At 66.2% G+C, this 25,489-nt stretch carries 26 protein-coding genes; 7 read left to right on the forward strand and 19 right to left on the reverse strand.

Going from position 1 to position 25,489, the window contains the following annotated elements; translation table 11 throughout:
* Nucleotides 1-49: 49 nt before the first annotated feature.
* The 4 genes from NOG11_RS08305 to NOG11_RS08320 are packed head-to-tail and all read right to left on the reverse strand — an operon-like array spanning nucleotide 50 to nucleotide 3,238.
* Nucleotides 50-487: an acyl-CoA thioesterase gene (locus NOG11_RS08305; RefSeq protein ID WP_256619280.1), complete on the reverse strand. Its 438-nt coding sequence runs from the start codon at nucleotides 485-487 to the stop codon at nucleotides 50-52.
* Nucleotides 487-1,656 (reverse strand): iron-containing alcohol dehydrogenase, encoded by a 1,170-nt coding sequence (locus tag NOG11_RS08310; protein WP_256619281.1) that lies wholly within the window; start codon nucleotides 1,654-1,656, stop codon nucleotides 487-489. Before NOG11_RS08310 ends, NOG11_RS08305 begins: the two co-directional genes overlap by 1 nt.
* A 7-nt stretch (nucleotides 1,657-1,663) precedes the next feature.
* Nucleotides 1,664-2,131 (reverse strand): NAD(P) transhydrogenase subunit alpha part 2, encoded by a 468-nt coding sequence (locus NOG11_RS08315; protein ID WP_256619282.1) that lies wholly within the window; start codon nucleotides 2,129-2,131, stop codon nucleotides 1,664-1,666.
* A 12-nt stretch (nucleotides 2,132-2,143) separates the two neighbouring features.
* Complete coding sequence (locus tag NOG11_RS08320; protein ID WP_256619283.1) at nucleotides 2,144-3,238, reverse strand: NAD(P) transhydrogenase subunit alpha; 1,095 nt, start codon at nucleotides 3,236-3,238, stop codon at nucleotides 2,144-2,146.
* 203 nt (nucleotides 3,239-3,441) lie between these two features.
* On the opposite strand from NOG11_RS08320, the gene NOG11_RS08325 reads away from it, so the two are divergent.
* Nucleotides 3,442-4,893, forward strand: a complete 1,452-nt coding sequence (locus NOG11_RS08325) for a sigma-54-dependent transcriptional regulator (RefSeq protein ID WP_256619284.1) — start codon at nucleotides 3,442-3,444, stop codon at nucleotides 4,891-4,893.
* 217 nt (nucleotides 4,894-5,110) lie between these two features.
* On the opposite strand, the gene NOG11_RS08330 is transcribed toward NOG11_RS08325, so the two are convergent.
* The 7 genes from NOG11_RS08330 to NOG11_RS08360 form a co-directional block, all read right to left on the reverse strand.
* Nucleotides 5,111-6,271 carry a bifunctional 2-methylcitrate synthase/citrate synthase gene (locus tag NOG11_RS08330; protein ID WP_256619285.1) on the reverse strand — a complete coding sequence of 387 codons (1,161 nt, stop codon included), beginning with the start codon at nucleotides 6,269-6,271 and terminating at the stop codon, nucleotides 5,111-5,113.
* A 230-nt stretch (nucleotides 6,272-6,501) separates the two neighbouring features.
* Entirely contained in the window at nucleotides 6,502-6,804 is a 303-nt protein-coding gene (locus NOG11_RS08335) for an antibiotic biosynthesis monooxygenase family protein (RefSeq protein ID WP_256619286.1), read from the reverse strand.
* Between the two features lie 6 nt (nucleotides 6,805-6,810).
* The gene (gene prpB, locus NOG11_RS08340; protein WP_256619287.1) at nucleotides 6,811-7,722 is read right to left on the reverse strand and encodes a methylisocitrate lyase; all 912 of its coding nucleotides are present in this window, start codon (nucleotides 7,720-7,722) and stop codon (nucleotides 6,811-6,813) included.
* Between the two features lie 3 nt (nucleotides 7,723-7,725).
* Complete coding sequence (locus tag NOG11_RS08345; RefSeq protein WP_256619288.1) at nucleotides 7,726-8,232, reverse strand: DUF421 domain-containing protein; 507 nt, start codon at nucleotides 8,230-8,232, stop codon at nucleotides 7,726-7,728.
* Nucleotides 8,233-8,619: a VOC family protein gene (locus tag NOG11_RS08350; RefSeq protein WP_256619289.1), complete on the reverse strand. Its 387-nt coding sequence runs from the start codon at nucleotides 8,617-8,619 to the stop codon at nucleotides 8,233-8,235.
* A gap of 9 nt (nucleotides 8,620-8,628) precedes the next feature.
* A complete protein-coding gene (locus NOG11_RS08355) occupies nucleotides 8,629-10,170 on the reverse strand; it encodes an MmgE/PrpD family protein (RefSeq protein ID WP_256619290.1) in 1,542 nt (513 codons plus the stop codon).
* 51 nt (nucleotides 10,171-10,221) lie between these two features.
* Nucleotides 10,222-11,718, reverse strand: coding sequence for a CoA-acylating methylmalonate-semialdehyde dehydrogenase (locus NOG11_RS08360; protein ID WP_256619291.1), 1,497 nt, complete (start codon nucleotides 11,716-11,718; stop codon nucleotides 10,222-10,224).
* 413 nt (nucleotides 11,719-12,131) lie between these two features.
* On the opposite strand from NOG11_RS08360, the gene NOG11_RS08365 reads away from it, so the two are divergent.
* Nucleotides 12,132-14,405 carry a hypothetical protein gene (locus NOG11_RS08365; RefSeq protein WP_256619293.1) on the forward strand — a complete coding sequence of 758 codons (2,274 nt, stop codon included), beginning with the start codon at nucleotides 12,132-12,134 and terminating at the stop codon, nucleotides 14,403-14,405.
* Nucleotides 14,406-14,640: 235 nt separating this feature from the next.
* On the forward strand, nucleotides 14,641-15,675 hold the full coding sequence (locus tag NOG11_RS08370; RefSeq protein WP_256619294.1) for a DMT family transporter: 1,035 nt from the start codon (nucleotides 14,641-14,643) through the stop codon (nucleotides 15,673-15,675).
* Here NOG11_RS08370 and NOG11_RS08375 read toward each other — a convergent pair.
* Both NOG11_RS08375 and NOG11_RS08380 read right to left on the reverse strand, forming a co-directional pair.
* Nucleotides 15,607-16,395 (reverse strand): PhzF family phenazine biosynthesis protein, encoded by a 789-nt coding sequence (locus NOG11_RS08375; protein ID WP_256619295.1) that lies wholly within the window; start codon nucleotides 16,393-16,395, stop codon nucleotides 15,607-15,609. The two genes, NOG11_RS08370 and NOG11_RS08375, sit on opposite strands and share 69 nt — an antisense overlap.
* Complete coding sequence (locus NOG11_RS08380) at nucleotides 16,392-17,117, reverse strand: TerB family tellurite resistance protein (protein WP_256619296.1); 726 nt, start codon at nucleotides 17,115-17,117, stop codon at nucleotides 16,392-16,394. The genes NOG11_RS08375 and NOG11_RS08380 overlap by 4 nt, the downstream gene beginning before the upstream one ends.
* Nucleotides 17,118-17,138: 21 nt before the next feature.
* Between NOG11_RS08380 and NOG11_RS08385 the strand changes: the two genes are divergently transcribed.
* Together NOG11_RS08385 and NOG11_RS08390 are read left to right on the forward strand one after the other, a co-directional pair.
* Nucleotides 17,139-18,521: an NAD-dependent succinate-semialdehyde dehydrogenase gene (locus NOG11_RS08385; protein WP_256619297.1), complete on the forward strand. Its 1,383-nt coding sequence runs from the start codon at nucleotides 17,139-17,141 to the stop codon at nucleotides 18,519-18,521.
* A gap of 207 nt (nucleotides 18,522-18,728) precedes the next feature.
* Entirely contained in the window at nucleotides 18,729-19,085 is a 357-nt protein-coding gene (locus NOG11_RS08390; RefSeq protein ID WP_256619298.1) for a hypothetical protein, read from the forward strand.
* Nucleotides 19,086-19,088: 3 nt separating this feature from the next.
* Here NOG11_RS08390 and NOG11_RS08395 read toward each other — a convergent pair whose 3' ends face one another.
* Genes NOG11_RS08395 through dapA form a run of 3 tightly spaced genes read right to left on the reverse strand, consistent with a single transcriptional unit; the run spans nucleotide 19,089 to nucleotide 20,780 of the window.
* Entirely contained in the window at nucleotides 19,089-19,418 is a 330-nt protein-coding gene (locus NOG11_RS08395; RefSeq protein ID WP_256619299.1) for a hypothetical protein, read from the reverse strand.
* Entirely contained in the window at nucleotides 19,411-19,896 is a 486-nt protein-coding gene (smpB, locus tag NOG11_RS08400; protein ID WP_256619300.1) for an SsrA-binding protein SmpB, read from the reverse strand. Before smpB ends, NOG11_RS08395 begins: the two co-directional genes overlap by 8 nt.
* Nucleotides 19,896-20,780 carry a 4-hydroxy-tetrahydrodipicolinate synthase gene (gene dapA, locus NOG11_RS08405; protein WP_256619301.1) on the reverse strand — a complete coding sequence of 295 codons (885 nt, stop codon included), beginning with the start codon at nucleotides 20,778-20,780 and terminating at the stop codon, nucleotides 19,896-19,898. Before dapA ends, smpB begins: the two co-directional genes overlap by 1 nt.
* A 148-nt stretch (nucleotides 20,781-20,928) precedes the next feature.
* Here dapA and NOG11_RS08410 point away from each other — a divergent pair, with 148 nt between their 5' ends.
* On the forward strand, nucleotides 20,929-23,097 hold the full coding sequence (locus tag NOG11_RS08410; protein WP_256619302.1) for a lytic transglycosylase domain-containing protein: 2,169 nt from the start codon (nucleotides 20,929-20,931) through the stop codon (nucleotides 23,095-23,097).
* On the opposite strand, the gene NOG11_RS08415 is transcribed toward NOG11_RS08410, so the two are convergent.
* Genes NOG11_RS08415 through NOG11_RS08425 form a run of 3 tightly spaced genes read right to left on the reverse strand, consistent with a single transcriptional unit; the run spans nucleotide 23,069 to nucleotide 24,182 of the window.
* The gene (locus NOG11_RS08415) at nucleotides 23,069-23,503 is read right to left on the reverse strand and encodes a DNA polymerase III subunit chi (RefSeq protein WP_256619303.1); all 435 of its coding nucleotides are present in this window, start codon (nucleotides 23,501-23,503) and stop codon (nucleotides 23,069-23,071) included. The two genes, NOG11_RS08410 and NOG11_RS08415, sit on opposite strands and share 29 nt — an antisense overlap.
* A complete protein-coding gene (locus NOG11_RS08420) occupies nucleotides 23,500-23,937 on the reverse strand; it encodes a type II toxin-antitoxin system VapC family toxin (protein ID WP_256619304.1) in 438 nt (145 codons plus the stop codon). Before NOG11_RS08420 ends, NOG11_RS08415 begins: the two co-directional genes overlap by 4 nt.
* Nucleotides 23,937-24,182, reverse strand: coding sequence for a FitA-like ribbon-helix-helix domain-containing protein (locus NOG11_RS08425; RefSeq protein WP_256619305.1), 246 nt, complete (start codon nucleotides 24,180-24,182; stop codon nucleotides 23,937-23,939). Before NOG11_RS08425 ends, NOG11_RS08420 begins: the two co-directional genes overlap by 1 nt.
* Before the next feature lie 167 nt (nucleotides 24,183-24,349).
* Between NOG11_RS08425 and NOG11_RS08430 the strand changes: the two genes are divergently transcribed.
* Entirely contained in the window at nucleotides 24,350-25,423 is a 1,074-nt protein-coding gene (locus NOG11_RS08430; RefSeq protein ID WP_256619306.1) for a mitochondrial fission ELM1 family protein, read from the forward strand.
* Nucleotides 25,424-25,489: the final 66 nt, after the last annotated feature.

Raw genomic sequence — 25,489 nt, forward strand, 5'->3', positions numbered from 1 at the left:
CCTGGGGAGAGACCGGCATCTAAGATGCCGAGAGAGGGGTTCGTTGAACTCATGCGGCTATCTTTTCCACGGCAGAGCGAAGGTCATCGTTCAGCGGCGCAGGCCGCCGCCCCTCCCGCGCCACATAAACGTGGGTGAACTGACCTTCCGCCGCTGCCTGCTCCTCATCGTTGCGGAACAGCCCCACCCCGTAGGTCACGGAGCTGTTGCCCACCCGGTCGGCGCGCAAGCCCGCCGTCACCCGGTCGGGAAAAGCCATCTCGGCGAAGTAGTGGCACTCGGTATGGACCACGAGGCCGATCTGCTCGCCCTTATGAATGTCGAGCGCCCCCCGCTCGATCAGCCACTGGTTCACCGCCGTGTCGAAGAGAGCGTAATGCACCACATTGTTCATATGTCCGTAGACGTCGTTGTCCGACCAGCGCGTGGTCAGCTCGACGAAGGCCTTGTAGGCATCCCTTGTCGAAGGGGCTCGCCGCTCGGCCATCAGTAGGCCTGCTCGTAGATGAGGCGCGCATCCGCCTCGGTCATCTCGCGTGGGTTGTTCACGAGGAGGCGCGTCTGCTTCATCGCGTCGCCGGCGAGCCCGTCCAGATGTCCTCGCCCGATGCCTACCTCGCGCAGCTTGGTCGGCAGGCCCACATCCTTGGCGAGCTGGGCGAAGCGCTCGGCGAAGGCGGCGGCGGCGGCCTGGCTGCCGTCCGCCTTGGGCAGCCCTGGAAAGGCGAAGGGGGAGAGGTCGCTATAGGCCCGCCTCGCCTCCTCGGACCCGGCGGCGTTGAAGCGCAGCACATGGGGCAGGACGAGGCTGTTGGAGAGGCCGTGGCTGACATGGAAGCGCCCGCCCAAGGGGTAGGCGAGCGCGTGCACGGCGCCCACGGGGGCGTTGGCGAAGGCCTGCCCGGCCAGCATCGCGCCGAGCAGCATCGCGCCCCTGGCCGTGATGTCACCGGGACGCTCCACCGCCGCCTCGATGTTCTGGCCTAGAAGCTGCAGCGCCTCCCTCGCCATGCTCTGGGACAGGGGGTTCTGCGCGTTCTTGGAGGTGTAGGCCTCCACCGCGTGCACCATGGCGTCGATGCCGGTGGCGGCGGTGACATGGGGGGGCAGTCCCAAGGTCAGCTCAGGGTCGAGGATCGCCGCGTCGGGAATGAGAAGCGGCGAGTTCACCCCGCGCTTCTCCTCGTCCGGCATGGTGATGATCGCGACCGGCGTCACCTCGGAGCCGGTGCCGGCGGTGGTCGGCACCATGGCGAGGGGGAGCCTCGGACCCTTGGCGTTGCCCACCCCCCAGGCCTCGTCCAGATCCTCACCGGAACCCGCAAGCAGCGCGACGAGCTTGGCCACGTCCATGGAGCTGCCGCCGCCGAAACCCAAGACCCCCGTGACGTTGTCGGCCTTCGCCTTCTCCACCGCCTTCATCAGCGTGCCGAGGGAGGGGTCGGCCTCGACTTCGTGGAAGATGGTCAGCTCAGCCCCCGCCTCCTGAAGGCTTCGCATGGCGGGGCCTGGCAGGCCGAGCTGCATGAGGCCGGGATCGGTGACCATCATCACCCGCTCGCCCAACATGGGGCAGACGGTTTCGGCCAGCCTTGAGGCTGCGCCAGGGTCGAAGAGGATCGTCTTCACGGCGCGGAACGCGAACGGGCTGACCATGCTCGCCTCACCCGGCCTTCTTCTTGTACATGGAAAGCATGCGGCTCGTGACCATGAAGCCGCCGACGATGTTCACCGATGCCAGCGCCACGGCGATGACGCCGAGGGTCCGGCTGAGCCCACCTGCGGGCGACTGCGCCACATCCGCGCCCACCGCGATCAGGGCGCCGACGATGACCACCGAGCTCACCGCGTTGGTCACCGACATGAGCGGCGTGTGAAGCGCAGGCGTCACCGACCAGACGACATAGTAGCCGACGAAGCAGGCCAGCGCGAAGGCAGCGGCCAGGTAGACGAACTCGCTGACCCCGGAAGAGTGCGCCAGGGTATCGAGCGTGTTCAACGCCTCGGTGGCCCGGTCGGCGGCGAGGTCGGCCGCCTCCGAAGCCTCGGCCAGCTCGGCGGAGGCACGGCGCAGCTCCTCGGCGGCGGCCTCGAGCTCTTCCGTGGTCTGTTCTGCGTGGGTCTCTTGCATCATCGGTCTCCGTCAGTTCTGGAGAAAACGTTCGTGGACGACATCGCCGTCGCGGGTGAGCTGCACGCCGCGGACGATCTCGTCTTCGGGGTCGACATGGATCGCGCCCGCCTCCTTGTCGGTGATCAGGGTCACGAAGGAGAGGAAGTTGCGCGCGAGAAGGTTCGAAGCCTCGCCGGGGAGGCCGGAGAGGATGTTCCTGGGTCTGAGCACCGTGACGCCGTCCGCCTCGCCCTCGACATTGCCGCCCCTGGGGGCGGCTAGGTCCACCACCACCGAGCCGGGCTTCATCGCCGACAGCATGGCCTGGGTGATCAGCTTCGGGGCAGGCCGTCCGGGGATCAGCGCCGTGGTGATCACCACATCCATCTTCTTGAGGTGCTCGGCGACGAGATCGCTCTGCGCCTTCTGCTGCTCGGGCGTCAGCTCGGAGGCGTAGCCCCCTTTCCCCTCGCCCGCTTCCAGCGCCTCCTTGGCGAAGACGAAGCTGGCGCCGAGGCTCTGCACCTGCTCACCGGCCGCGGCGCGCACATCGGTCGCCGAGACCACGGCGCCCAAACGGCGTGCCGTGGCGATGGCCTGAAGCCCCGCCACCCCCGCGCCCATGACGAAGGCCTTGGCCGGGGGCACCGTGCCCGCCGCCGTCATCATCATCGGAAAGGCTCGCCGGTAGTGGCTCGCGGCATCCACAACCGCCTTGTAGCCCGCTAGGTTTGCCTGGCTGGAGAGGACGTCCATCGCCTGGGCACGCGTGATCCGGGGTAGAAGCTCGAGGGCGAAGGCGTCGATGCCGCCATGGGCAAGCGCCGCCAGCCGGTCGGGGTTGTCATAGGGGTCGAGCACGCCCACGAGCCTTGCGCCCCTGGCCACCTTGCCGAGCTGCGCCTCGTCCGGCGGCCCCGCAACCAGCACCACATCGGCGCCCTTGACGGCATCGGCGGAAACTTCGGCACCGGCATCGGTAAAGGCGCGGTCAGGCAGCCCCGCCTCGGCGCCGAGCCCCGGCTCGATGGCGACATCATAGCCCAAACCCTTGAGCTTCTTGGCCGTATCGGGGGTGAGGGGGGAGCGGTTCTCGTCTGCCGCGATCATCCCTGCTAGTTTCATAGGTACTCAACCTCACCGGTGCGCTGCGAAGACGTGGTCCATCGTCTCTAACGCTGCTGCGGGCCTCGCTGAAAGCACGGAGCGCAGGTGAAGTGCAGTGAAGGGGCGGCATTGCGCCTCTTCGGTGAACCCGATCTTTACGGCCTTTCCCCTAGAACCCGGCTTTCAAGGCCGCAGCCGGATACGCGGCTCGAGGGGATTTCATGCCGAAGACAGTCCTGATCGCCGACGACGATCCGACCCAGCGCCGCCTGGTCCAGTCCGTGTGCGAGCGCGCCGGCTACCGGGTGAAGCTCGCCGATGGCGGCGACAGCGCCCTCGACCTTCTGCGCCGCGACAAGGCCATCGACGTCATGCTCCTCGACCTCGTCATGCCCGAGGTGGACGGCATGGCCGTTCTCGCCGAGCTGCCCTCCATCGCACCGGATCTGCCCGTCATCATGCTGACGGCCAAGGCGGGGGTCGATGTGGTAGTCGAGGCCATGCGTGCGGGCGCCTGCGACTTCTTCGTCAAACCCGCCTCGCCCGAGCGCATCACCGTGGGCATCGGCAACGCCCTCAACGTGCAGAACCTCAAATCGGAAGTCTCTCGCCGTAAGCGCAAGGAAGAGGGCTCGATGGGCTTCGGCGATGTGGTGGGCACCTCGCCCGCCTTCACGCGCTGCCTCAAGCTCGCCGAGCGTGCCGCCGCCTCCACCATTCCGATCCTCATCACCGGTGAGAGCGGCGTCGGTAAGGAGATGATCGCCCGCGCCATCCAGGGCAGCTCGGAGCGCGCAGGCGCGCCCTTCGTCACGGTCAACTGCGGCGCCATCCCCGAGAACCTTGTCGAGTCGATCCTCTTCGGCCACGAGAAGGGCGCCTTCACGGGCGCCACCTCCAAGCATGTGGGCAAGTTCCAGGAGGCGAACGGCGGCACGCTCTTCCTCGACGAGGTCGGCGAGCTGCCGCTCGACACCCAGGTCAAGCTGCTCCGCGCCCTCCAGGAGAACGAGGTCGACCCCGTCGGCTCGAAGCGCCCGGTCAAGGTGGATGTCCGGGTGATCTCGGCCACCAACCGCGACCTTCAGGACTGCGTCGCCGAGGGCAGCTTCCGCGAGGACCTCTACTACCGCCTCAACGTGTTCCCCGTGGAGGTCCCTCCCCTGCGCCAGCGCCGCGAGGACATCCCCTCCCTGATCGAGCACTTTATCTCCCGCTACAACGCCGAGGAAGGCCGCGACGTGCAAGGGGTGGTCGCCTCGGTCATGCGCGTGCTGCAGGACCAGGACTGGCCCGGCAACGTCCGCCAGCTCGAGAACACCGTCTACAGAGCGGTGGTCCTAGCCGAGGGCAAGCAGCTTACCGCAGGTGACTTCCCGACCATGGCTGCCATCTTCGAGGACGCCGGCCTCCCCATCGACGCTCCGTCGTCCGAGGATCAGGAACCGGCACCGCGGCCTGTCGCTTCTTCGGCCAATACCGGCGGCATCGACCTCTTCGACGAGGACGGTCACTTGCGCTCCCTCGATGCCATCGAGCGCGACCTCATCGTCGCCGCCATCGACAAGTATCGCGGCCAGATGTCCGAAGTGGCCCGCCGCCTCGGCATCGGCCGCTCCACGCTCTACCGCAAAGTGCAGGAGCAGGGCATCGAGGTGAAACGGGCGGGGTAGTCCCCCACTATGCGCTTTCCCACGGCGGCGCAAAGCGACGTCCGCGGGACCCATCCCCTAACGATGGAGAAAAGCGCACCGTCGGGAGTTGGATCCCACGGATCGCTACGCGACCGTAGGAAGGCGGACCAAGGAAACTAACTGTAGGGCGGACAGGGTAGCTGGCCGCGGGATACTGGTGAAAGCGCTTCGAACGCGGTCGGCTCCGCCGCCCGCCCTACGACCGCTCACCAATCGGCACGAACTTCCGCTGCGCCTCGCCATTATAGGCGGAGAGCGGACGGATCAGCTTGTTGTTCTCGAGCTGCTCGATGACATGGGCGGTCCAACCGGTGATCCGGCTCATGACGAAGAGCGGGGTGAACATGGGGATGGGGAAGCCCATGAGGTAGTAGGCAGGCCCAGCTGGGAAGTCGAGATTGGGATAGATGCCCTTCGCCTCGACCATGGTGTCATCGAGGATGCGGCTCATCTCCCAGTACTTCTTGGCTTCGTCCGTGCCGGTCACTTCGACCATCTTCTGGAAGTAGTCGGTCATGGTCGGCACACGGCTGTCGCCCGAGCGGTAGACCCGGTGGCCGAAACCCATGATCTTGCGCTTCTCGGAGATCGCACCCTGCATCCACTGCTTGGCTTTGCCGGGCTCGCCGATCTCCTTCAGCATATGCATCACCGCCTCGTTGGCGCCGCCGTGGAGCGGGCCCTTGAGGGCGCCGATACCGCCAACGCAGGCGGAGTAGAGATCCGAGGTGGTAGAGCCGATCACCCTGGCGGTGAAAGTGGAGGCGTTGAAAGAATGCTCGGCATAAAGAACCATGGAGACGTCGAAGCACTTGACCACCTCGGGCGCGGGCACCTCGCCGAAGCACATGTGGAAGAAGTTCTCCGACCACGAGAGGCTGTCATCGGGCGCGATAGCGTCCTTTCCCTCACGGTGGCGGAACTCGGCGGCGACCATCTCCGGGATCTGCGCGAACATCCGTACCGAGAGGTCGTAGAGACCTTCCTTGTCGAAGCCCGCTGACGTCATGCCGGAGCCGGTATTGGCGTCCTTGTCCTCCTGCCCCGCGAAAGAGAGCGAGGTACGGATCATATCCATCGGGTGCGCACTCTTGTTGTAGCGCCGGATCGTCTCGTGGAGGTCCTTCGAGATACCGCGCTCGGAACGCTCCTTCTTGCGGAACGCTTCAAGCTGGCTGGTGGTCGGCAGCTCGCCGTTCCAGATGAGGTAGGCGGTCTCCTCGAAGCTGCCGTTCACCGCCAGGTCCTGAACCGCGTAGCCCCGATAGGTCAGCGAGTTGGTCTCCGGTACCACCTTCGAGATCGCCGTGTCGTCCGCCAGGACACCGGCCAGGCCGTACTTCACCTCATCAGACATGCTCGCGCTCCTTCGTTTGTTGCAGCGCCGTTAGCAGGACGCGGGCGAGCGGGGAACCCTGCAGGCGGGGCGGTTGTCCGCCCTATCGCCCTGACGCCGCTACCTCTCCCTTGGGAGAGGTCAAAACCTGACCATAGGCAGGTCTTGGGTGAGGGCGTTCGACCGTCTAAAACTGCTCGCCCCCACTCGACATCGAAGATGTCGATCTCTCCTGGAGGGAGAGATGAAGCTCACCGCTTGAAACTGTAGCTCCGCGTCACCTCCGCCACCTCGACCCGGTAGTGCTCGTACCAACGCTCCCGACCCAGCTTCTGCGCGCCGAGATGCTCCGCCTCACGCTTCCAGGAGGCGGCATGGGCCTCGCTTTCCCAGGCCGAGACCGTGATGCCGAAGCCGTCCTTGTTGCGGGCGCTGTCGATGCGCAGAAAGCCGGGCATCTTCCGCGCCAGCTCGTCCATGCGCTGCGCCATCCGCCCATAGCCTTCCAGGTCGTCGCCGGTCTGCTTAGCGGTGAAGACGACAAGGACGGTCATGGCTTTCTACTCCGTAGGCGTATCACCTACCTCGAAGTTGAAGATCGACTGGTCGAAGCGCGAGTACTCTTCGTAGCGAAGGTAGTCGTAGAGCGTCTTCCGGTGCTGCATCCGGTCCAGAAGCGCGTTCTGGTCCCCTGCTTCTAGAATGTGGTCGAGCCCGCGCTCCACCTCGCCCATGGCCAGACGGAAGGTCGTGACCGGGTAGATGACGAGGTTGAAGCCCAGATCCTCCAGCTCCTTCTTCGTCAGCAGACGGCTTTTACCGAACTCGGTCATGTTGGCGAGGATCGGCACGTCGATCGCCTCGCGGACGGCCTCGAACTCCTTCTCCGACTTCATCGCCTCGGGGAAGATCATGTCCGCGCCTGCATCGACATAGGCCTTCATGCGGTCGATGGCCTTGTCGAGACCCTCGATGGCGCGGGCGTCGGAACGGGCGATGACGACGAAGTTCGGATCACGCTTGGCGTCCACCGCGGCGCGGACCCGCTGCACCATGACCGACTCCTCGACGATCTCTTTGCCGTCGAGATGGCCGCAGCGTTTGGGCATCACCTGGTCTTCGATGTGACAGCCGGCGAGGCCCTTCTCCTCCAGCATACGGACGGTGCGCGCGGCGCTCATCGGCTCGCCGAAGCCCGTGTCGATGTCGATGAAGGCGGGAAGGTCCGTCACCCGCGCGATCTGCTCGCCCCTATCGGCGAACTCGCTGAGGGTGGCGATGCCGATATCGGGCAGGCACAGATCGGCGGTCAGCATGGCGCCGCCGATATAGACCGCCTCATAGCCCTTGCGCTCGATCATCTGCGCCACGAAGGGGGAGAAGGCGCCGGGCACCTGATGCAGCTTGCCGTCACTCAGTAGGCGGCGGAAGTCTTCACGTTTCTCGGCAGCGGTCTTCTTGGTAAAGAGCACAATCTACTCCTTCGCGTTGGGAATGGAGGCCTCGTCACCGGCCTTGGATTTGGGGATAACGCTAATGGTGCCGTCGGTCTCGAGCACCATGGCCGCCACCTCGCCGATGGAGCCGAGCGAACTGTCGCGCAGCGCGCTGTCGAGTTCGGACCGCGCCACCCGCTCGTCCTTCATGGCTTTCTCGATGACCTGGCCATGGTGGAAGAGGAGCCGAGGCTCCGCCTTGATTAGCTTGTCGAACTTCTCGAACCGGCTCGACATCCATGTCAGCGCGTACTGACCGAGGATCAGCACGCCGAACGCCGCCAGCCCCTGGGCGAGGCTGGTGGACTTCGACAGCATCATGCTCGCCAGCACCGAGCCGAAGGCCACGGTGACGATGAAGTCGAACATGTTGAACTTGGACAGCGTTCTCTTGCCCGAAGCCCTCAGCAGAAGGATGATACCGACATAGCCCAGCACGCCGACGATCAGTGTATGAAGTATGGGTTGCCACCCTCCGAACAGCATCTAGCCCTCGCTTCCATGGCAGAAGAAATTCAGCTTGTTGCCGTCGAGGTCGCGCACATAGGCGCAGGTGACAGCGCCCTTCAGCCTCGGTCCGGGCGGGCCGTCACAGATCGCACCCAGCTCGATGGCTTTGTCGTAGAGAGCCTTGGCCTGGGCGGGGTCGCTCGCCTCGATAGCTGCCATGATGCCGCTGCCGGGATGGGCCTCGCCGCCCTCATACGGCTCGGCCACGCCGAAGCGCCAGACGCCTTCTTCCGTGCCGAAGCCTACATAGCGGCCGTCATAGCGCTCGAACGTCTCCCTCACGCCGATCAGGGCGAAGAGCTCGCGGTAGAAGCCGCGAGCCCTCTCCAGATCGTTGGTGCCGACGGTGACGTAGGCGAGCATAGCGGGTCCTTAGAAGATGCCCTTGAGGCCGTTCTCTTCGAGGAAGCCGTTCGGGGCCACGGGGTTGAGGGTCAGCACCTCTTCCGCGGAGAGGTTGGGCAGGCGCTGAACGAGGTCGAGGAAACGCTCGCTCTCGGAGGCTTCCAGAATACCCTCCGTGAGCGTCTTGAACTTGTGGATGTACTGCTCGCGCTCGAAGGGGCGGGCGCCGTCGGGGTGGGCGTTGGCGAGGGCCTTCTCGTCCTCGAGCACGGTGCCGTCCTCCATGGTCACCACGACCTTGGCGCCGAAGGCTTTCTCCTTGGGGTCCTGGGAATGGTAGCGGCGCGTCCACTCGGGGTCCTCGGTGGTCGAGATCTTGTGCCAGAGCTGCACCGTGTCGCGGCGCTGGGCACGCTCGGGGGCGTAAGAGCGGACATGGTGCCACTCGCCGTCCTGAAGCGCCACGGCGAAGATATACATGATCGAGTGGTCGAGGGTCTCGCGGGAGGCGTTCGGGTCCATCTTCTGCGGGTCGCCCGAACCCGTGCCGATCACGTAGTGGGTGTGGTGCGAGGTGTGCAGAACGATCGACTTGACGTTGTCGAAGCCGCCCGCATCCTTGATCTTCGGCCCCATGTCGAAGGCGAGGTCGATGAGCGCCTGGGACTGGTACTCGGCCGAGTGCTCCTTGGTGTAGGTGTCGAGGATGGCGCGCTTGGCCTCGCCGCGGCCCGGCAGGGGCACCTGGTAGGTCGGCTCGTAAGGGCTCTTGCCCTGGTCGCGCGCCGTGCGGCCGTTGAGGATGAAGCTCAAGACGCTGTCCTCGCCCTCATAGATCGGGGACGGAGCACCCTCCCCGCGCATGCAGCGGTCGACCGCCTCTATAGCCTGCTTGCCCGCATAGGCGGGGGCGAAGGCCTTCCAGGAGCTGATTTCGCCCTTGCGCGACTGACGCGTGCTGACCGTCGTGTGAAGGCCCTGCTGGATCGCCTGGAAGATGACCTCCTTGTCGAGACCCAAGAGCGTGCCGACACCGGCAGAGGCTGAGGGGCCTATATGGGCGATGTGGTCGATCTTGTGCTCGTGGAGGCAGATGCCCTTCACAAGGTTCACCTGGATCTCGTAGCCCGTCGCGATGCCGCGCACGAGATCGCGGCCGTCCTTGCCCGTCTGCTGCGCGACGGCGAGGATCGGCGGAATGTTGTCGCCTGGGTGTGAGTAGTCGGCCGCCAGGAACGTGTCATGGAAGTCGAGCTCGCGGACGGCCGTGCCGTTGGCCCAGGCGGCCCATTCGGCGTGAACACGCGTGTCCTGGGGCAGGCCGAACAGGGTCGCGCCGCCGTTACGCATATGCGCCTTGGCCTGCGCCCGCGCGGTCTTGATCGGGCCGCGGTTGAGGGACGCGATGGCGACGGAGGCGTTGTCGATGATCCGGTTGATGATCATCGAGGTGGATTCCTCGTCCACCTCCACCGGGTCGGCGGCCACCTCGGCCATCTTCCAGGCGAGCTGCTTCTCGCGCGGAAGCTCGTCCTTGGACGGATGGGCGCGGACGTCGTGCATTTCCATGGGTATCGTTCCTTACTCTTTGATCTTGTGACGAAGCGGACGCCTCGGCGTCTACTGCATCGTCGGGATGATGAAGCTCTGGTCGCCGATATCGCCCTCGGGCCAGCGCTGGGTGACGGTCTTGACCTTGGTCCAGAAGCGCACGCCCTCGGGGCCGTGCTGGTTGACATCGCCGAAGGCCGAGCGCTTCCAGCCGCCGAAGCTGTGGTAGCTGACGGGCACCGGGATCGGCACGTTGATGCCGACCATGCCGACATTGACCGACTGCGCGAACTCCCGCGCCGCGCCGCCCGAACGGGTGAAGATCGCCACGCCGTTGCCGTACTGATGGTTGGACGGATAGGAAGCCGCCTCCTCCAAGCTCTCGGCACGGACGACCTGAAGGACGGGGCCGAAAATCTCCTCCTGGTAGGAGCGCATCTCCGGCTTGACGTTGTCGAACAGCGACGGGCCGATGAAGAAGCCTTCCTCATGCCCCTGAAGCTTCAGGCCCCGCCCGTCGAGCTTCAGGTCCGCTCCCTCACTGACCCCCATCTCGATGTAGCTCTCGATCTTCTCTCTATGGGCGGAGGAGACCACGGGGCCGAAATGGGCGTCCATGTCGGTGGACGTGCCAACGCGAAGACCCTGGGCAGCATCGAGCATCGCCTCGACGAAGGTGTCGGCGGTCTTCTTGCCCACCGGCACCGCCACGGGCAGCGCCATGCAGCGCTCGCCGGCCGAGCCGTAGGCCGCGCCGACAACGTCCTTGACCACCTGGTCCATATCGGCGTCGGGCATGATGATGCCGTGGTTCTTCGCCCCGCCCATGGCCTGGACGCGCTTGCCGTTCTTCGTGCCCTCCGAATAGACGTAGTGGGCGATGTCGGAGGAGCCGACGAAGCTCACCGCCTTGATGTCCTGGTGCTGAAGGATCGCGTCCACCGCCGCCTTGTCGCCATTGACCATGTTGAGCACACCGGCAGGCGCCCCCGCTTCCATGAACAGCTCGCAGAGGCGAAGGGGAACCGAGGGGTCCTTCTCCGAGGGCTTCAGGATGAAGGTGTTGCCGCAGGCGATGGACACCGCCGCCATCCAGCAGGGGATCATGGCGGGGAAGTTGAACGGTGTGATCCCCGCCGTCACGCCGAGGGGCTGGCGCATGGAGTAGACGTCGATGCCGGGGCCCGCACCCTCCGTGTACTCACCTTTGAGAAGGTGCGGAATGCCGCAGGCGAACTCGACCACGTCGAGGCCGCGCTGCACGTCGCCGCGGCTGTCCGAGACCACCTTGCCGTGCTCGGAGGAGAGCAGCTCGGCGAGCTCGTCCATATGCGCCTCGACCAGGCGCTTGAACTCGAACATCACCCGCGCCCGGCGCTGGGGGTTGGTCGCGGACCATGCGGGCTGCGCAGCCTTGGCGTTCTCCACGGCCTTCGCCACCTCCGCTTCGGTGGCCAGCGCCACCTGGCCCTGCACGCGGCCGAGATTGGGATCGAAGATGTCGCTCGTGCGCCCTGAGGTCCCCTGGACCCTTTCGCCGCCGATGAAGTGGGTGACCTCGTACATATCTCTCTCCCAAGAATGAGCGGTGCGGCTTCTCTCAGCCGGGTAGGCGGCCGCTTGTCGTGGCCAGCACCTGCCCCAGGCGAAAGCGCGGCGCAAGCTGGGTGCGCGACTGAAGCGGCGGGTCCGAAGGGCGCGATTTTAAGGCGCTTCCCGGCCCGCTATGAGCACAAACGGCCCCCGCCGCAGCGCAGCGCCGAAATAACCCCACGCTAAAGAGGGTAACCGGGCGTTAACCGTTTCTCCACAGATTGGGCCTCGGGCAGGCACGGCGAGAATCACGTGCAGTCCGAGAGAAGTTTTCTCGTCAAGAGAGCTTCACCCCGAGTTGCAATCACCGTAACCCAGGGGTTCTTTGAGGAGTCCTGGTGCGGACCACCCGCGCCGCTTCTCGGCTGTAGATGAGGTCTGGCTCGATGAGCGCGAAGTCCAACGTCCCCTGGAGCGTCAAAGGTATCGACCCCGATGCGCGCTCGGTGGCGAAGGAGCTGGCGCGCCAGAAGGGCATGACCCTCGGCGAGTTCATCACCGACATGATCCGCCAGAAAGGGCTCGACGCCGCCGGTGAGCCGAGCGAACAGGAGAGCCCGCGAGAAGGCCCCAAGGGCAAGGTCGTCTCCGGTGTCACCACCGACCAGCTCCACGCCGTCGTCGACACGCTGAACCGCCTCAACGAGCGCCTGAAGAGCGCCGAGCTGCAGCTCTCCGTCTCCGGTAGCCAGTCTCGCGAGGTGATGGGCGGGCTCAACCGGGGTCTCGAGACCGTCTTCGAGCGGGTCAAGCGCCTCGAAGCCGAGGCTCGCGGCGAGCAGTCCGAACAGGTCCATGCCCGGCTCGAAAAGCTGGAAACGGCGGCCGAGAAGAACTCCTGGGTCAAGAGCCTCGTCGCCCTGGAGCGCGCCCTCTCGACTCTGGTCGAGCAGGTCGAGACCTCCCGCGAGGACGCCGACACCCGCCTCACCCGCAACGAGGAGCTGATCGAAGCGATCAAGGCGCGGCTCGACCAGGAGGACGAGGTTCTGGAGGCCGAGACCCGCGCCCTCAACCAGGCCATCGACAGCACCTCCGAGCGCCTGACCGAGGCCGAGCGCCGGGTGCAGGAAGCGCTGAGCCTCGCCCGCGAGGCCTCCGAAAGCCACGACGAGACCTTCATCGAGCGCACCAGCCAGCGCCTTCAGCTCCTGGCCGGAGAGATCAAGCGCACCTCCGACCAGATCAGGACCCTGGAGGGCTCCGTCGGGCGCCTCTCCGAGAAGATCGAGGCCGGCGAGGAGCGCAGCGCCGAGGGCATCGCCCGCGTCGCCCAGAGCGTCGAGACCCTGCGCCAGTCCTATCAGGAGGCGAGCCTCGCGAAGGGCGAAGACACCCCCTTGGGCGAGATCAAGCGCGCGGTCGAGGAGGCGGGCGAGCGCGCCGGCGACCTCGACAACGCCTTCGCCGCCGTGGTCGGCAAGCTCGAGGAGCGCAACGCCCCCGAAGAGCGCGCCACCGTGCCCCCTGCGGCCCCGCCCCTGCCCCAGGACGCCTTTCTCGACGACTTCAAGTCGAGACAAGCCAGGAGCGAGCTCGATGATCAGGCCTTCGACCGGGTCTTCGACGACCCCCTCAAGCTCGGCGGGGGCAGCATCGGCACGGTCGAGACCGCACCTGTTACCGAGCCGGACTCAGAGACCGAGCCGCCCAAGGACGAGCTGGACCACCGCTTCAGCGCCGCCCCCCTTCTTGCCGAAGACACCGCCCGGCCGTCGAGCTTCTTCGACCGCGACCCAGAGCCCTCCGCACGCAAGCCGGAGCCCCTGCCAGGCTGGGACGGCGAGCCGTCCAACCCCTTCGCCCAGGGGGAGGATGACGACGAGGCTGAAGTCCGCTTCGAGGGCGACGGCCTCTTCGAGGAGGCCCCCCTCTCCTTCAACGAGCGGCTGCGCGAGGGTCTCGGCCGCCTCGTCGCCCAGCCCGTCGAGAACAACCCGACCCTCGGATGGCTTCTCATCGCCGTCATCGTCGGCGCCATCGGTCTCACCGCCTACCGGCTGATCGACGCCCCCGGCGAGGAGCCCATGGTGATGGAGGAGATGACCTCCCCCTCCGGCTGGCCCGGCGCCCCCGGTGCTGCGCGAACCAGCGAAGGTTCCGATGCCGAGGCGCTCTATACGGCTGCCAAGACGAGGCTCGCCGCCGCCCGCAGCCCCGACGAGACCGCCGCGGCGATCGGCGATCTCCGCCGCGCCGCCGAGGCGGGCTCCAGCCTCGCCCAGCACGATCTCGGCGAGCTCTACCTCAACGGCGAGGGCGTGCCGCGCAACGACATCCTGGCCCGCTCCTGGTTCGACCGGGCAGCGGAGAACGGCCATCTTCGCGCCATCCACCGCCTTGCCTTCCTCGACGCCACCGGCGTCGGCGGCCCCCTCGACACCGACGCGGCCCTCTTGGGCTTCGAGCGCGCAGCCAATGCTGGCCTCGTCGCGTCAATGTTCAATCTCGGCCGCTTCTACGACCCCTCCCAAGCCTTCCTCGCCAGCGAGGAGCGCAGCGCCCAGGAGAGCTACTACTGGTTCCGCCTCGCCTCCTCCCGCGGCGACGACCGCGCCGGCGACGAGGCCAACCGCGTCTCCCAGCTCCTAGCCCCCGAAGAGATCCTGGAAGCCGACGGTCGCGTCCAAACCTGGCGCCAACGCCCCCTCCGCCCGTAGGGGTGACCCCGGAAGGCGGCTACCAGCCGAGCTCTCCGCCCCAGAACAGGTGGCCGCCTGCCAGCGTCCACCCTACGAGAAGGTATGATGCCGGGACCACACCCGTAGGGCGGACAGCGAAGCTGGCCGCGGATGCTGGCGATGGCACTACGAACGCGGCCAACGGCTGCGCCGCTGTCCGCCCTACGGCCTGGCTCATCTTGCACCGCACACTTTTCCCCCCTAGCGGCAAGCCATGGCAGCGCCCCCTCCCCTCAAGAAACCCGAACGCGGCGACTGGATCGGCTGGGCGATGGTGGCGGTTGGCGGGGGGTCGGCGCCTTCGGCCATCAACCTCGCTATCGAGAGCGCGCCGCCTGCGGTGATCGCGGCCTTCCGGATCTGGGCGGCGGCGGTGCTGCTGCTGGTCTACACCTATGCCACGGGGCGCAGGCTCGTCATGCCGACCAGCCCCGCCGGACTAGAGCTCTGGCTCTATGCGGCGGCGGCGGGGTTCGTGGGCTACGCCATGCCCTTCTTCCTCTTCCCCTACGCCCAGCTCCAGGTGAGCTCGATCATGGCGGGGATCGTCATGGCGTTCCTGCCCGTGATGGCGGTGGTATTCGCGGCGCTCTTCGCAGGCGAGCCGATGACCAAGCGCTCTTTGGGCGGCGTCCTGGTGGGCTCTTTGGGAGTTCTCTTCCTCCTCGGTCCTGCGGTCTTCGGCGGTATCTCGGGCACGGCCCTCGGCATCCTTCTCCTACTCCTGGCCGTCCTGGGATACGCGGTGATGGGGGTCATCATGCGACGGGCGCCAGACCATCCCGCGCGGAGCTTCGCCACCATGATGATGCTCGCGGCGGCGGTCATGGCGACGCCCTTCGCGGTGGGCGCGGAGCTAGAGGGCATCTCGGCCGCGAGCTGGTCGGCGATCCTCTTCCTCGGCCTCGTGCCCACCGGCATCAACGCCATCGTCATCGTCACGGTCGTCAGGCGGGCGGGGGCGGGCTTCCTCGCCACGAGCGCCTATGCCTCGCCGGTCATCGCGGTCTTCTTCGGCATCAGCTTCTTCGGCGAGCCCTTGGCAGCGACGCAGATCCTCGGCCTTCTGACCATTCTCGCAGGTGTCGCGCTTACCCAGTCCGGCGGCCACAAGACCGCCCCCGCCTCCTCCCAGGCGGGCATCACGGCAGCCGAGGAGAAGACCCCCGGCGGGCCGAACTCAAAAGAACAGGCTGCCCCGCATGGTCAGCACGGCCTGCCCCCGAAGGATCACCCGGCCATCCGCTAGCTCGCATTCGGCATCGCCGCCGCGGGCGGAGGCCTGGTGCGCCGTAAGAGTGTTCCGGCCAAGCTTCTCCGCCCAATAGGGCACCGCGACGGCGTGGAGCGCGCCGGTAAAGGGGTCCTCGGGAATACCGAGCTCAGGCGCGAAAAGGCGGCTGACGATATCGGTCTTCTCACCGCGTGCCGTGATGCCGAGCTCCGGCACCGGCAGGGCGGAGATCGCCGCCTGGTCTGGCACGACGGAACGCAGCGCTTCTTCGCTTTCCAGCACAGCAAGGCAGATATGGCCGAACACCAGCACCTCCTCGGCCTCCATGTCGATGGCCGCCTTGAGGCTCGGCGGGTTCTCCATCGGCTCTGGCTTCTGGGCAGGCAGGTTGAGGACGAAGCGCTCCCCCTCACGCCGAACCGTCAGCGTACCCGACTTCGTTTCGAAGGCGACCTCATCGCCCTCTACCCCGTACTCGGTCATCAGGGCGAAACCGGACGCCATGGTGGCGTGCCCGCAAAGGGGCACCTCGCCGCCGGGGGTGAACCAGCGCAGATCGTACTGCGCCTCCCCCCGTTTCACGAGGAAGGCGGTCTCGGCGAGGTTGTGCTCAATGGCGATGTTCTGGAGTAAGTCGTCGGGCAGGAAGGCGTCCAGCACCATCACCGCCGCCGGGTTGCCTGCAAAGGGTCTGTCCGTGAACGCATCGACCACGACGTAAGGGTACTCGTTCATGCTGCGCCTCGCTCCTTCAAGATCTTCTCATAGGCATCGTTGATCGCCGCCATGCGGTGCTCTGCGATGGTGACGAGCTCGGCGGGTACGCCGCGGGCCATCATCGCGTCGGGGTGGTGCTCCTTGGCGAGCTGGCGATAGGCGCGGCGCAGCTCCTCCGTTTCGATCTCGAACGCAACGCCGAGCACCAGATAGGGGTCGTCATCCGCGAGCCCCACATGGGCGCAGCGGATCCGGCGATAGGCGCCCTCGTCGAGGCCGAAGGCATCGCGCGCCGCCTCCAAAAGCTGCTCCTCACCCGGATGAAGAATGTCGTCCGCCATCGCCACGTAGAAGAGGCAGTCGAGGACGTCCTCAAGCACGGTCGGCTCGCCGCGGAAGAGCTTCGCCACCTGCCGCGCATAGCTCTCGAACCCGGCCACATCCGAGGTGGCCAGGCCGTAGACCATGGACACCTTCGCCGCCTCCTCGGCGGGCACGGAGAAGAAGCGGCGGAAGGCCTCGAACTCGTCATCGGTGGCGATGCCATCCGCCTTGGCCATCTTGGCAGAAAGCGCGATCAGCGCGATCGAGAACACCGCCGCGTCGCGCCTGCGCCGCCGCTCCTCCATCGCATCCATGACCGCGCCTAGGGTTCTCTCCCGCGCGCTGTCGAGGATGGCCCCGATCCGCTCCCACATCGTCATGGGGTCCTTCTGCACCAAACCCTCGCGCTGGGCCAAGCCTTGTGTTGGAAAGCTTTCATGACGATCCAAAGCCGCAACCCCGCCACGAACCAAGCCTTCGAAACCTATGAAGAAACCAGCCCCGACGCGCTAGAAGAGGCGCTCGCCTGCGCCGAGGAGGGCACCGAGGCGCTGCGCCTGATGGGCGTGCGGGAGCGGGCCAGGGGGCTCGAGCGGCTGGCGGACCTCCTTGAGGAACGGGCCGAAGAGTATGGCAGGCTGGCGAGCCTGGAGATGGGCAAGACCCTGCGCGAGGCGAAGGCCGAGGTCAGAAAATGCGCCCTCGCCTGCCGCTACTACGCGCAGGAAGGACCGGGTTTTCTTGCCGACGAGCCGGTGAAGATCGACGAGGGCTCGGCCTATGTGGCGCATCTGCCCCTGGGGCCGATCCTCGCCGTCATGCCTTGGAACTTCCCCTTCTGGCAGGTCTTCCGCTTCGCCGCCCCGGCGCTGATGGCTGCCAATCCGGGGCTCCTCAAGCACGCCAGCAACGTGCCCGGCTGCGCCCTCGCCATCGAGAAGGTCATCCTCGATGCAGGCTTCCCTAGGGGCAGTTTCAAAACACTGCTGATCGGCTCGAAGAGGGTGGAGGGGGTCATCCGCGACCCGAGGGCCAAGGGCGTGACCCTGACCGGCTCAGGCCCGGCCGGCGCGGCGGTGGCGAAGGCGGCAGGCGAGGAGATCAAGCCCTCCCTCCTGGAGCTAGGCGGCTCGGACCCCTTCATCGTCATGCCGAGCGCCGATATAGGCGCCGCCGTGGACGCCGCCATCACCGGACGTACCCAGAACAACGGCCAGTCCTGCATCGCCGCCAAGAGGTTCATCGTTCATGACGAGGTCTATGACCGCTTTAGGGACGCCTTCGCCGAGAAGCTAGGCGCGCTGCGCCTCGGTGATCCCTTGGCGGAGGATACCGATATCGGACCGCTCGCCTCGGCGTCGGCGCTCGACGAGGTGCTGGAGCAGATAGAGAAGAGCGTGGGAGCCGGCGCGAAGCTCACCCTAGGCGGCACCAGGGGAGAGGTCGAGGGCTGCCCCGAAGGGAACTGGTTCGTACCCGGTATGCTCGAGGACATCCCCGAGGAGGCCCCCGCCTTCAGGGACGAGATCTTCGCCCCGGTGGCTCTTCTCTTCCGCGTACCGAGCTTAGATGCCGCCATCGAGCTCGCCAACGACAGCGCCTTCGGCCTCGGCTCGGCGATCTTCACCAAGGACCGGGCCGAGGTGGACCACGCGGTCAGGCGGCTAGAGGCGGGCGCCACGGCGGTCAACCGGATCGTGGCGTCGGACCCGCGCCTGCCTTTCGGCGGCATCAAGACCTCCGGCTACGGACGGGAGCTCGCCAAGGACGGCATGATGGCCTTCGTGAACAAGAAGACCGTGACGGTGAGCGGGCTATAGTCAGTACAAACCCTCACCGTCATGCCGGCCGTAGCGAAGCGGAGAGCCGGGACCTATGGACTGACTATCATTGTCGACCTTACCAACGGTCAGGTCCATGGGTCCCGGATAAGCGCTATGCGCTTTCCGGGATGACGGTGCGGCGTGCGATAGCGTTAACCAAGAAAAGCTCATACCTTATCCGTCGAAATGCAAGGGGCCATCACCATGCTACTCACCACTGCCATCGCCGCACTGACCCTCGCCGCACCAGCCTACGAGGTCGAGGTCATGGTGCAGGAGAAGAAGGGCCTTTTCGGCTCGCAGAGCGTCCGCGTCTCGCGCATCACTCCTTTGGAGGAAGGCCCGTTCGAGATCGGCACCAATGCGGGCGATCCCATGCTGGAGGGTACCATCGCTATCGACGGCGGCGTGGCCGAAATCCAGATGACCGTCTGCAGACCGAAGACGTCGCCCTGCGACCCGGTCGGCGAGCCCAGCATCCTCTTCCGGGTGGGCTCTTCGGCAGAAATCGAGGAGCGTACCCTGAGCGTTGTATGGAGCGTGTCGTTCGAGCCGGAGTAGAACCTACTTCCTGAAGGCAAGCCCTCTGATCAAACGCTTCAACGCCACGCTGACTGGAGCTGCAAGTATTTGAGTATGTGGAACGATCTGACCGCGTCTGACATCAGCTTTTGTATGAAGGACGTTTGTAAAACCTTCCCAGGTCAAGACTGCCGAAGATTCCTGAGAGGCAATCTCGCGCTGAATGATTGTGTAGACGTCTCCTGCCGTGATCGCATCTAGAAACGCATCCTCGGCAAACTCGACTGCAAACGCCTGTTCCAGCGCGTTCGTTAGGTCCTTATCATCACCGTCGCCGACAATGCCGAGATCACGCAATTCGCCTCTACCCATAATCCTTCATGAGCCGCTGCTTCTGCCTGCCCCACTCGCGGTCCTTCTCCGTCTGGCGCTTGTCGTGGAGCTTCTTGCCCTCGGCCACGGCGATGTCGAGTTTCACGCGGCCGGACTTGTCGAAGACCATGCGTAGGGGGACGATCGTTCTGCCCTGCTTCTCGACGCTGCCGGTCAGCGTGTTCACCTGGCGCTTGTGCAGCAGCAGCTTGCGCGGGCGCTTGGGCTCGTGGTTCTCGCGGTTGCCGCCTGAATATTCGGGGATGTTGGCGTTGATGAGCCAGATCTCCGGCCCGTTCGGTCCGCGCTCGGGCGAGCAGTAGCTCTCGGCGATGTTGGCCTTGCCCTCGCGCAGGGCCTTTACCTCCGTACCTTGAAGAACGATGCCCGCCTCGATCACGTCGTCGAGCTTGTACTCGTAGCGGGCGCGCCTGTTCTCCGCGATCAGCTTTCGCTCCGGTCCCTGCTTCTTCGCCATCAGATCATTCCGAGGGCGGAAAGAGCCTTGTTCACCTTCGCCCTTGCCGCCTCGCCCGCAGGCATCATGGGCAGGCGCAGCTCCTCCTCGATGAGCCCCAGCCGCGACAGCGCGTATTTCGCGGGTGCAGGGGAGGCATCGGAGAACATAGCGTCGTGAAGCGGCGTCAGCGTGTCCTGCAGCGCGCGGGCCTTCTCATAGTCTCCCTCGGCACAGGCCGCCTGGAGCTCCGCACAAAGATGGGGCGCGACATTGGCGCTGACCGAGATGCAGCCCACACCCCCCATGGCGTTGAAGCCCACCGCAGTCACGTCCTCGCCGGAGAGGAAGGCGAAACCCTCAGGGCAGGAGAGGCGGTGCCGCGCCATGCGGGCGAGATCGCCGCTGGCATCCTTGAGCGCCACCATGTTCGGCAGGCCCGCAAGCTCGGCGATGAGATCCTCGCGAAGGTCCGAGGCTGTCCGTCCGGGCACGTTGTAGACGATGACGGGCAGGTCCGTCGCGCCGCCTAGCGCGCGGTAGTGCTCGATGATGCCCGCCCGCGGCGGCTTGTTGTAGTAGCCGGTGGTGGCCATGAGGCCGTCCGCCCCGACCTCGGCCGCCCGTTCGGCCAGCATCACCGCGTCGCGGGTCACATTGGCGCCGACCCCGCCGATGATCTTCGCGCGGCCTGCGGCAAGCTTCACCGCCCGGCCGATCACGCCGATATGCTCGTCATCGGTCAGCGCCGCCGCCTCGCCCGTGGTGCCTGCGATGACGAGGGCGGAGGTGCCGCCCTCGATCTGCCGCTCGATCAGGGTCTCGAAGGCCGCCTCATCCACCTCGCCCTTCTTGAAGGGGGTGACCAGGGCAACCATCGATCCGCGCAGCCAGTCCGGAGCCATCATCGGCCTCCTCTTCCTTCGGGTGAAAACGAAGCCAGGGGCTACGCCGCGAGACGGCACTTCGCAAGCCGCGCGGTCTGCAGCGGCTTTAGCAAAGCGTGCATAATGTCAGGTGGCACTGCGCTGCAAAACCGCTAGGCTTTCCCCAATGCTAGGGCGCGTACTTCTTCTGATCCTTCTCCTGACGGCGGCGACGGGCTTCGCGCCTGGCCCGCCACGCCTCAAGCCCGAGCCCCCCGCGCCGCCCTACCTCTCCCGCGAGGAGGCCCGCGTGCTGCGCGATGTCTTCGAGAGCGTGGATGACCGCCGCTACACCCATGCGCGCGAGAGCCGCCTCGTGCTGCAGGACCCGCTGGCGCGGGCCATGGCGAACTGGAAGCTGCTCTCTTCCAGCGCGCTCGACCTGACGCTTGCCGAGTACGACGTCTTCCTCGACCAGCACCCGGGCTGGCCGAACCCGATCACCCTGCAGCGCAAGGCCGAGGCGCTGATGGACGAGGACACACCGCCCGAAGAGGTCGTCGCCTTCTTCGAGAGGCGGGAGCCTGTCTCCGGCTTCGGCAAGCTCCATCTCGCCCGCGCGCTCTATGCGCTGCGCAACGAGGAGGCGGCGCGCGGCTACCTTCTCAGCGCCTGGACCGAGCACAACTTCAACGCCGCCGACAGCCGCGCGCTCCTGGCCGATTTCGGGCGCTATCTCGGCCCCGACGACCACTTCGCCAAGGCCGACCGCGCGCTCTTCCGGCGCAGCACCGGGGGCGTCGAGGATGTGCAGGGCCTTCTGAGCAGGACCCGCGCGGCCGAAGTCGCCGTGCGCGTCGACCTTCTTCGCGGACGCCGAAGGGGATGGCAGGCCTATGAGCGCCTGCCGCGGGAGACCCGCATGGACCCAGGGGTCCTCCACGCCGCGGTCCGCTATCTGCGCCGGGCTGGCCGGGAGGAGGAGGCGGTGCAGCTCGCAGGGCTCGCCCCCTTGAACCCCGACGAGCTCCGCAGCCCCGAAGGCTGGTTCTACGAGCGCAAGCTCCTGGCCCGATGGGCGCTGAAGCAGGGCCGCTTCTCCGACGCCTACGCGCTGTCCGCCTATTCAGGGCTGAAGGAGGGCGCGGACTTCGCCGAGGCTGAGTTCATGGCGGGCTGGGTGGCGCTTCGGTTCCTGGGCGATGCCGAGCGCGCGCGGCAGCATTTCGGCTTTCTGACCCAGGGGGTGAGCTCGCCCATCAGCCTGGCCAGGGGAAACTACTGGCTCGCCCGCGCCTATGAGGCGCTAGGCGACGATGTCCGGGCGCGGGCCTACTACCTCGTAGCGGCGGACTACCCCTACACCTTCTACGGCCAGCTCGCCATCGAAACGATCGGCCAGGGCGCGCCGCTCTTCGCCTTCCCCGCGGCCGAGCCGGTCACCGAGGGCGAGCGGGCGCTCCTTCAGCAGCGCGACCTGGCACGTGCCATGCGCATCCTCGACCATCTCGATGCCGATACGGACTTCCGCCGCTTCGCCCTGGCCCTCGATGATCAGCTCACCCGCCCCGGCGAGGTGAAAGCCTTCGCCGAGCTCGTCCGCGATGCAGGGGAGTTCGACCTCATCGTGCGCGCCGGTAAGACGACGAGGCGCTCCGGCGCCATCGTGCCCGAGGTCATCTACCCCCTAGTCCCCGTCCCCGCCCGCGCAGCGGCTTTCACCGAGAAGCCCCTTATTCTCGGCCTCAGCCGCCAGGAGTCGGAGTTCAAGGTGGACGCCTACTCCTCCGCCCGCGCCAAGGGGATGATGCAGCTCCTCGATTCTACCGCCAGGATCACCGCGAGGAAGGAGGGTATCCCCTTCTACTCAGACCGGCTTCTCACCGATGCGGACTACAACTTCACCCTCGGCGCCGCCCATCTCAGCCACCTCGTGGAACGCTTCGGCGGCAGCTACGTCATGGTGCTCGCCGCCTATAACGCAGGGCCGCACCGGGTGGACGACTGGGTGGCCGAGTATGGCGACCCCCGGCGCCGCGATGTGGACCCCGTCGACTGGGTCGAGCTGATCCCTTTCTCCGAGACCAGGAACTACGTCATGCGGGTTTTGGAGAACACGCAGGTCTACCGCTCTCGCCTCGACGGTCTGCCCTTGGGGCTTCAGCTCTCCGAGGACCTCACCCGCGGCAGCACGGCGAGCTTCGCCGCCATCGGTCAGCCCGTGCCGGTGCCGGTCCTCTGGGGCAGGGCCGCCGATGCAGGCGGTCCGCTGATCGACATCGACACCCTAGGCCCCTCGCTCAGCGCCGTGTGGGAGCAGGGGACGCTCAGCCAGCCTTCTCCCACCGCCCCCTAGCGTCCTGGCGCCAATAGGTGACGTCGAAGCCCTCGGCCTTGAGCGCCTTCCAGCGCTCGCGAGCATCCGCCGTGCCCGCCTGATCGAACAGCAGCACGCAGCGCTCGAAGCCCTTCATCGCCTCGGCGTCCATCTCGGTGCCCGGCGTCAGGAATGCCGCCGCTGCGCCGTTGGGCGCCTCGTCACTCAGGCTCAGAAGGACGGGCTCCTCCGCGCCGCTCGTGCCGTGGGGCAGAAAACTCTCGTCGCGATAGGTCCAAAGCGCCTCGTCCAGCGCCTCCAGCGCTTCGGGCGTGTCCGCCTTGACCAGCGCCCGCCACCCCTTGGCCAGGGTCTTCTCCAGAAGGCTCGGCAGTGCCTCCTCAAGCCGGGAGCGTTCGAGCTGGTAGAAGAAGATTTCGGTCATCGTCCCGGTTCACCTTGTTCGGCAAAGGGGTTCATCAGTCTGAGACCACACCCCTCGAAGTCACGTGTGTTCCGCGTGGCGAGCCGTAAGCCTCGCTCGAGCACGATCCCGGCGATCATCATATCCACCATCTCCGCATGAAGACCTGCAGCTTCCCGCGCGGCCGAGGCTTCGGCGGTTCGGTGCGCGGCAGCCCGGTCGAAGGCCAAGACCCGACCGGCGAAGGCCTCGTCGGCGAAGTCTGTAAAGCGCGCCAACAACGCACCGCGTTTCTTTCCTTCCGGCAAGCGGAGAAGGCCGCGCTGAATCTCCGCCATAGAGATAGCCGTGACCGCAAGCTCCGTAGCATGAAGGCCGCGCAGCCATTCCATCACCGAACGGTCCGGTGATGGCCGCATCGTTTCGGACACAATATTGGTGTCAAGCACGATCATCAGGAGAAGTCCGCTTCGCCTCGCCTGCTCTCTCTCGGCGGCAGTTCAAGCTCGACCCCGTTCTCACCACCGAAATAGCGCTCGGCCATGTCCGCCAGCGAGGGCGCTTCGTCCGGCTCTCGTAAAGCCTCCCGCCGCAGCGCCTCCCTGGCGAAAGCCTCGAGAGAGAGACCCGCCTTCGCCGCCTTCACGCGCAGGGCTGATTTCGTCTCGTCCGACAGTCCGCGCACGTTGATGTTGGCCATAGGTCCTCCTGGAAACACACTTACGCAACGCACCCATTGGACGCAATGACCCCACTGCACAGCACGGCTCGTTGGTCCTTCGTTAGCCTTAACGATTTCTCGTCAGTTCTGCGGCAAATCGCTGTTAGTGATGACAGCCTGGGTGCCGATTGGCCATGGGAGGGGACATGCGTAGCCGCCACAGTTTGCGATTTGGATCGGGCCTCGGCGCTGAAACCAGACGAAGGAACGTCTCCATGACCGAGCGGCGGCGCATCGTCATCTGGGCCGTGAGCGACGGGCGTGCCGGGCTCGAGAACCAGGTGCTGGGTCTTGCCGAAGCCGTTCAGCGTAAGACCCCCGCCTCCATCGTCACCAAACGCATAGCCGTCGACGCCCGCGCCGAAAAGCTGCCCCGCGCCCTCTGGGGCGACCCCTTCTCGCGCCTGACGCCAGAGAGCGACAAGCTGCAGGCCCCCTGGCCGGACCTTCTCATCGGCTGCGGCAGGCGCATCGTGCCCTTTACCCGCGCTTTGAAGCAGCACTGCTTCACGGTGCAGACCCAGGACCCCAAGGCCAAGCCGGGCGATTTCGGCATGGTCGTCCCCCCCGCCCATGACCAGCTTCGCGGCACTAACGTGCTGCCCATCCAGGGAAGCCCCAACCGCCTCTCCAAGGAGCGGCTCAACCTCGAAGCCCAGCTTCTCAGCCTCTCCCTGCCCCGCGACATCCAGTTCAAGAACCCCTACGCCGCGGTGATGATCGGCGGGCCGAGCCGCGACTACCGCTGGAACGCCGAGGCGGAGGACAAGATCCTCTCCAGCATCGCCGCCGTCATCCAGCGCGGTCATTTCGTCCTCGCAACGGTCTCGCGGAGAACACCGGCATCCTTTGCGACCAGGCTGAAGAACGCCTTCAAGCCCTCCAAGCTCTGGCTATGGGACGGCGAGCCCGTCGGTCCCGTGGACAACCCCTATTTCGGCATGCTCGGCATGGCCGACCGGGTGCTGGTGACCGAAGAGAGCGCCAACATGATCACCGAAGCCGCCTTCACCGGCGCCCCTGTCCACCTTCTCCCCCTCCCCGGCGGCGGTGCGAAATGGCAGCGCTTCCACGAAAGCCTCGAAAGCCGCGGCGTCCTCCGCCCCAAAGCGGACTTCAGCGAGGAGTGGACCTACCCCCCGCTGCGCGAAACCGACCGCGTCGCCGAAGAGCTCGTCAAGAAGCTCGTCGCGCGAGGCATCATCGAGGCGGGGATATAACCCAACTGCTTCACGAAAAAGGGCTCGGCAACGATCAGTTGCCGAGCCCTTTTGTATTGCGGGAGG

The organism is Parvularcula maris (genome assembly GCF_024505085.1).
In the GTDB taxonomy this organism is placed as follows: domain Bacteria; phylum Pseudomonadota; class Alphaproteobacteria; order Caulobacterales; family Parvularculaceae; genus Parvularcula; species Parvularcula maris.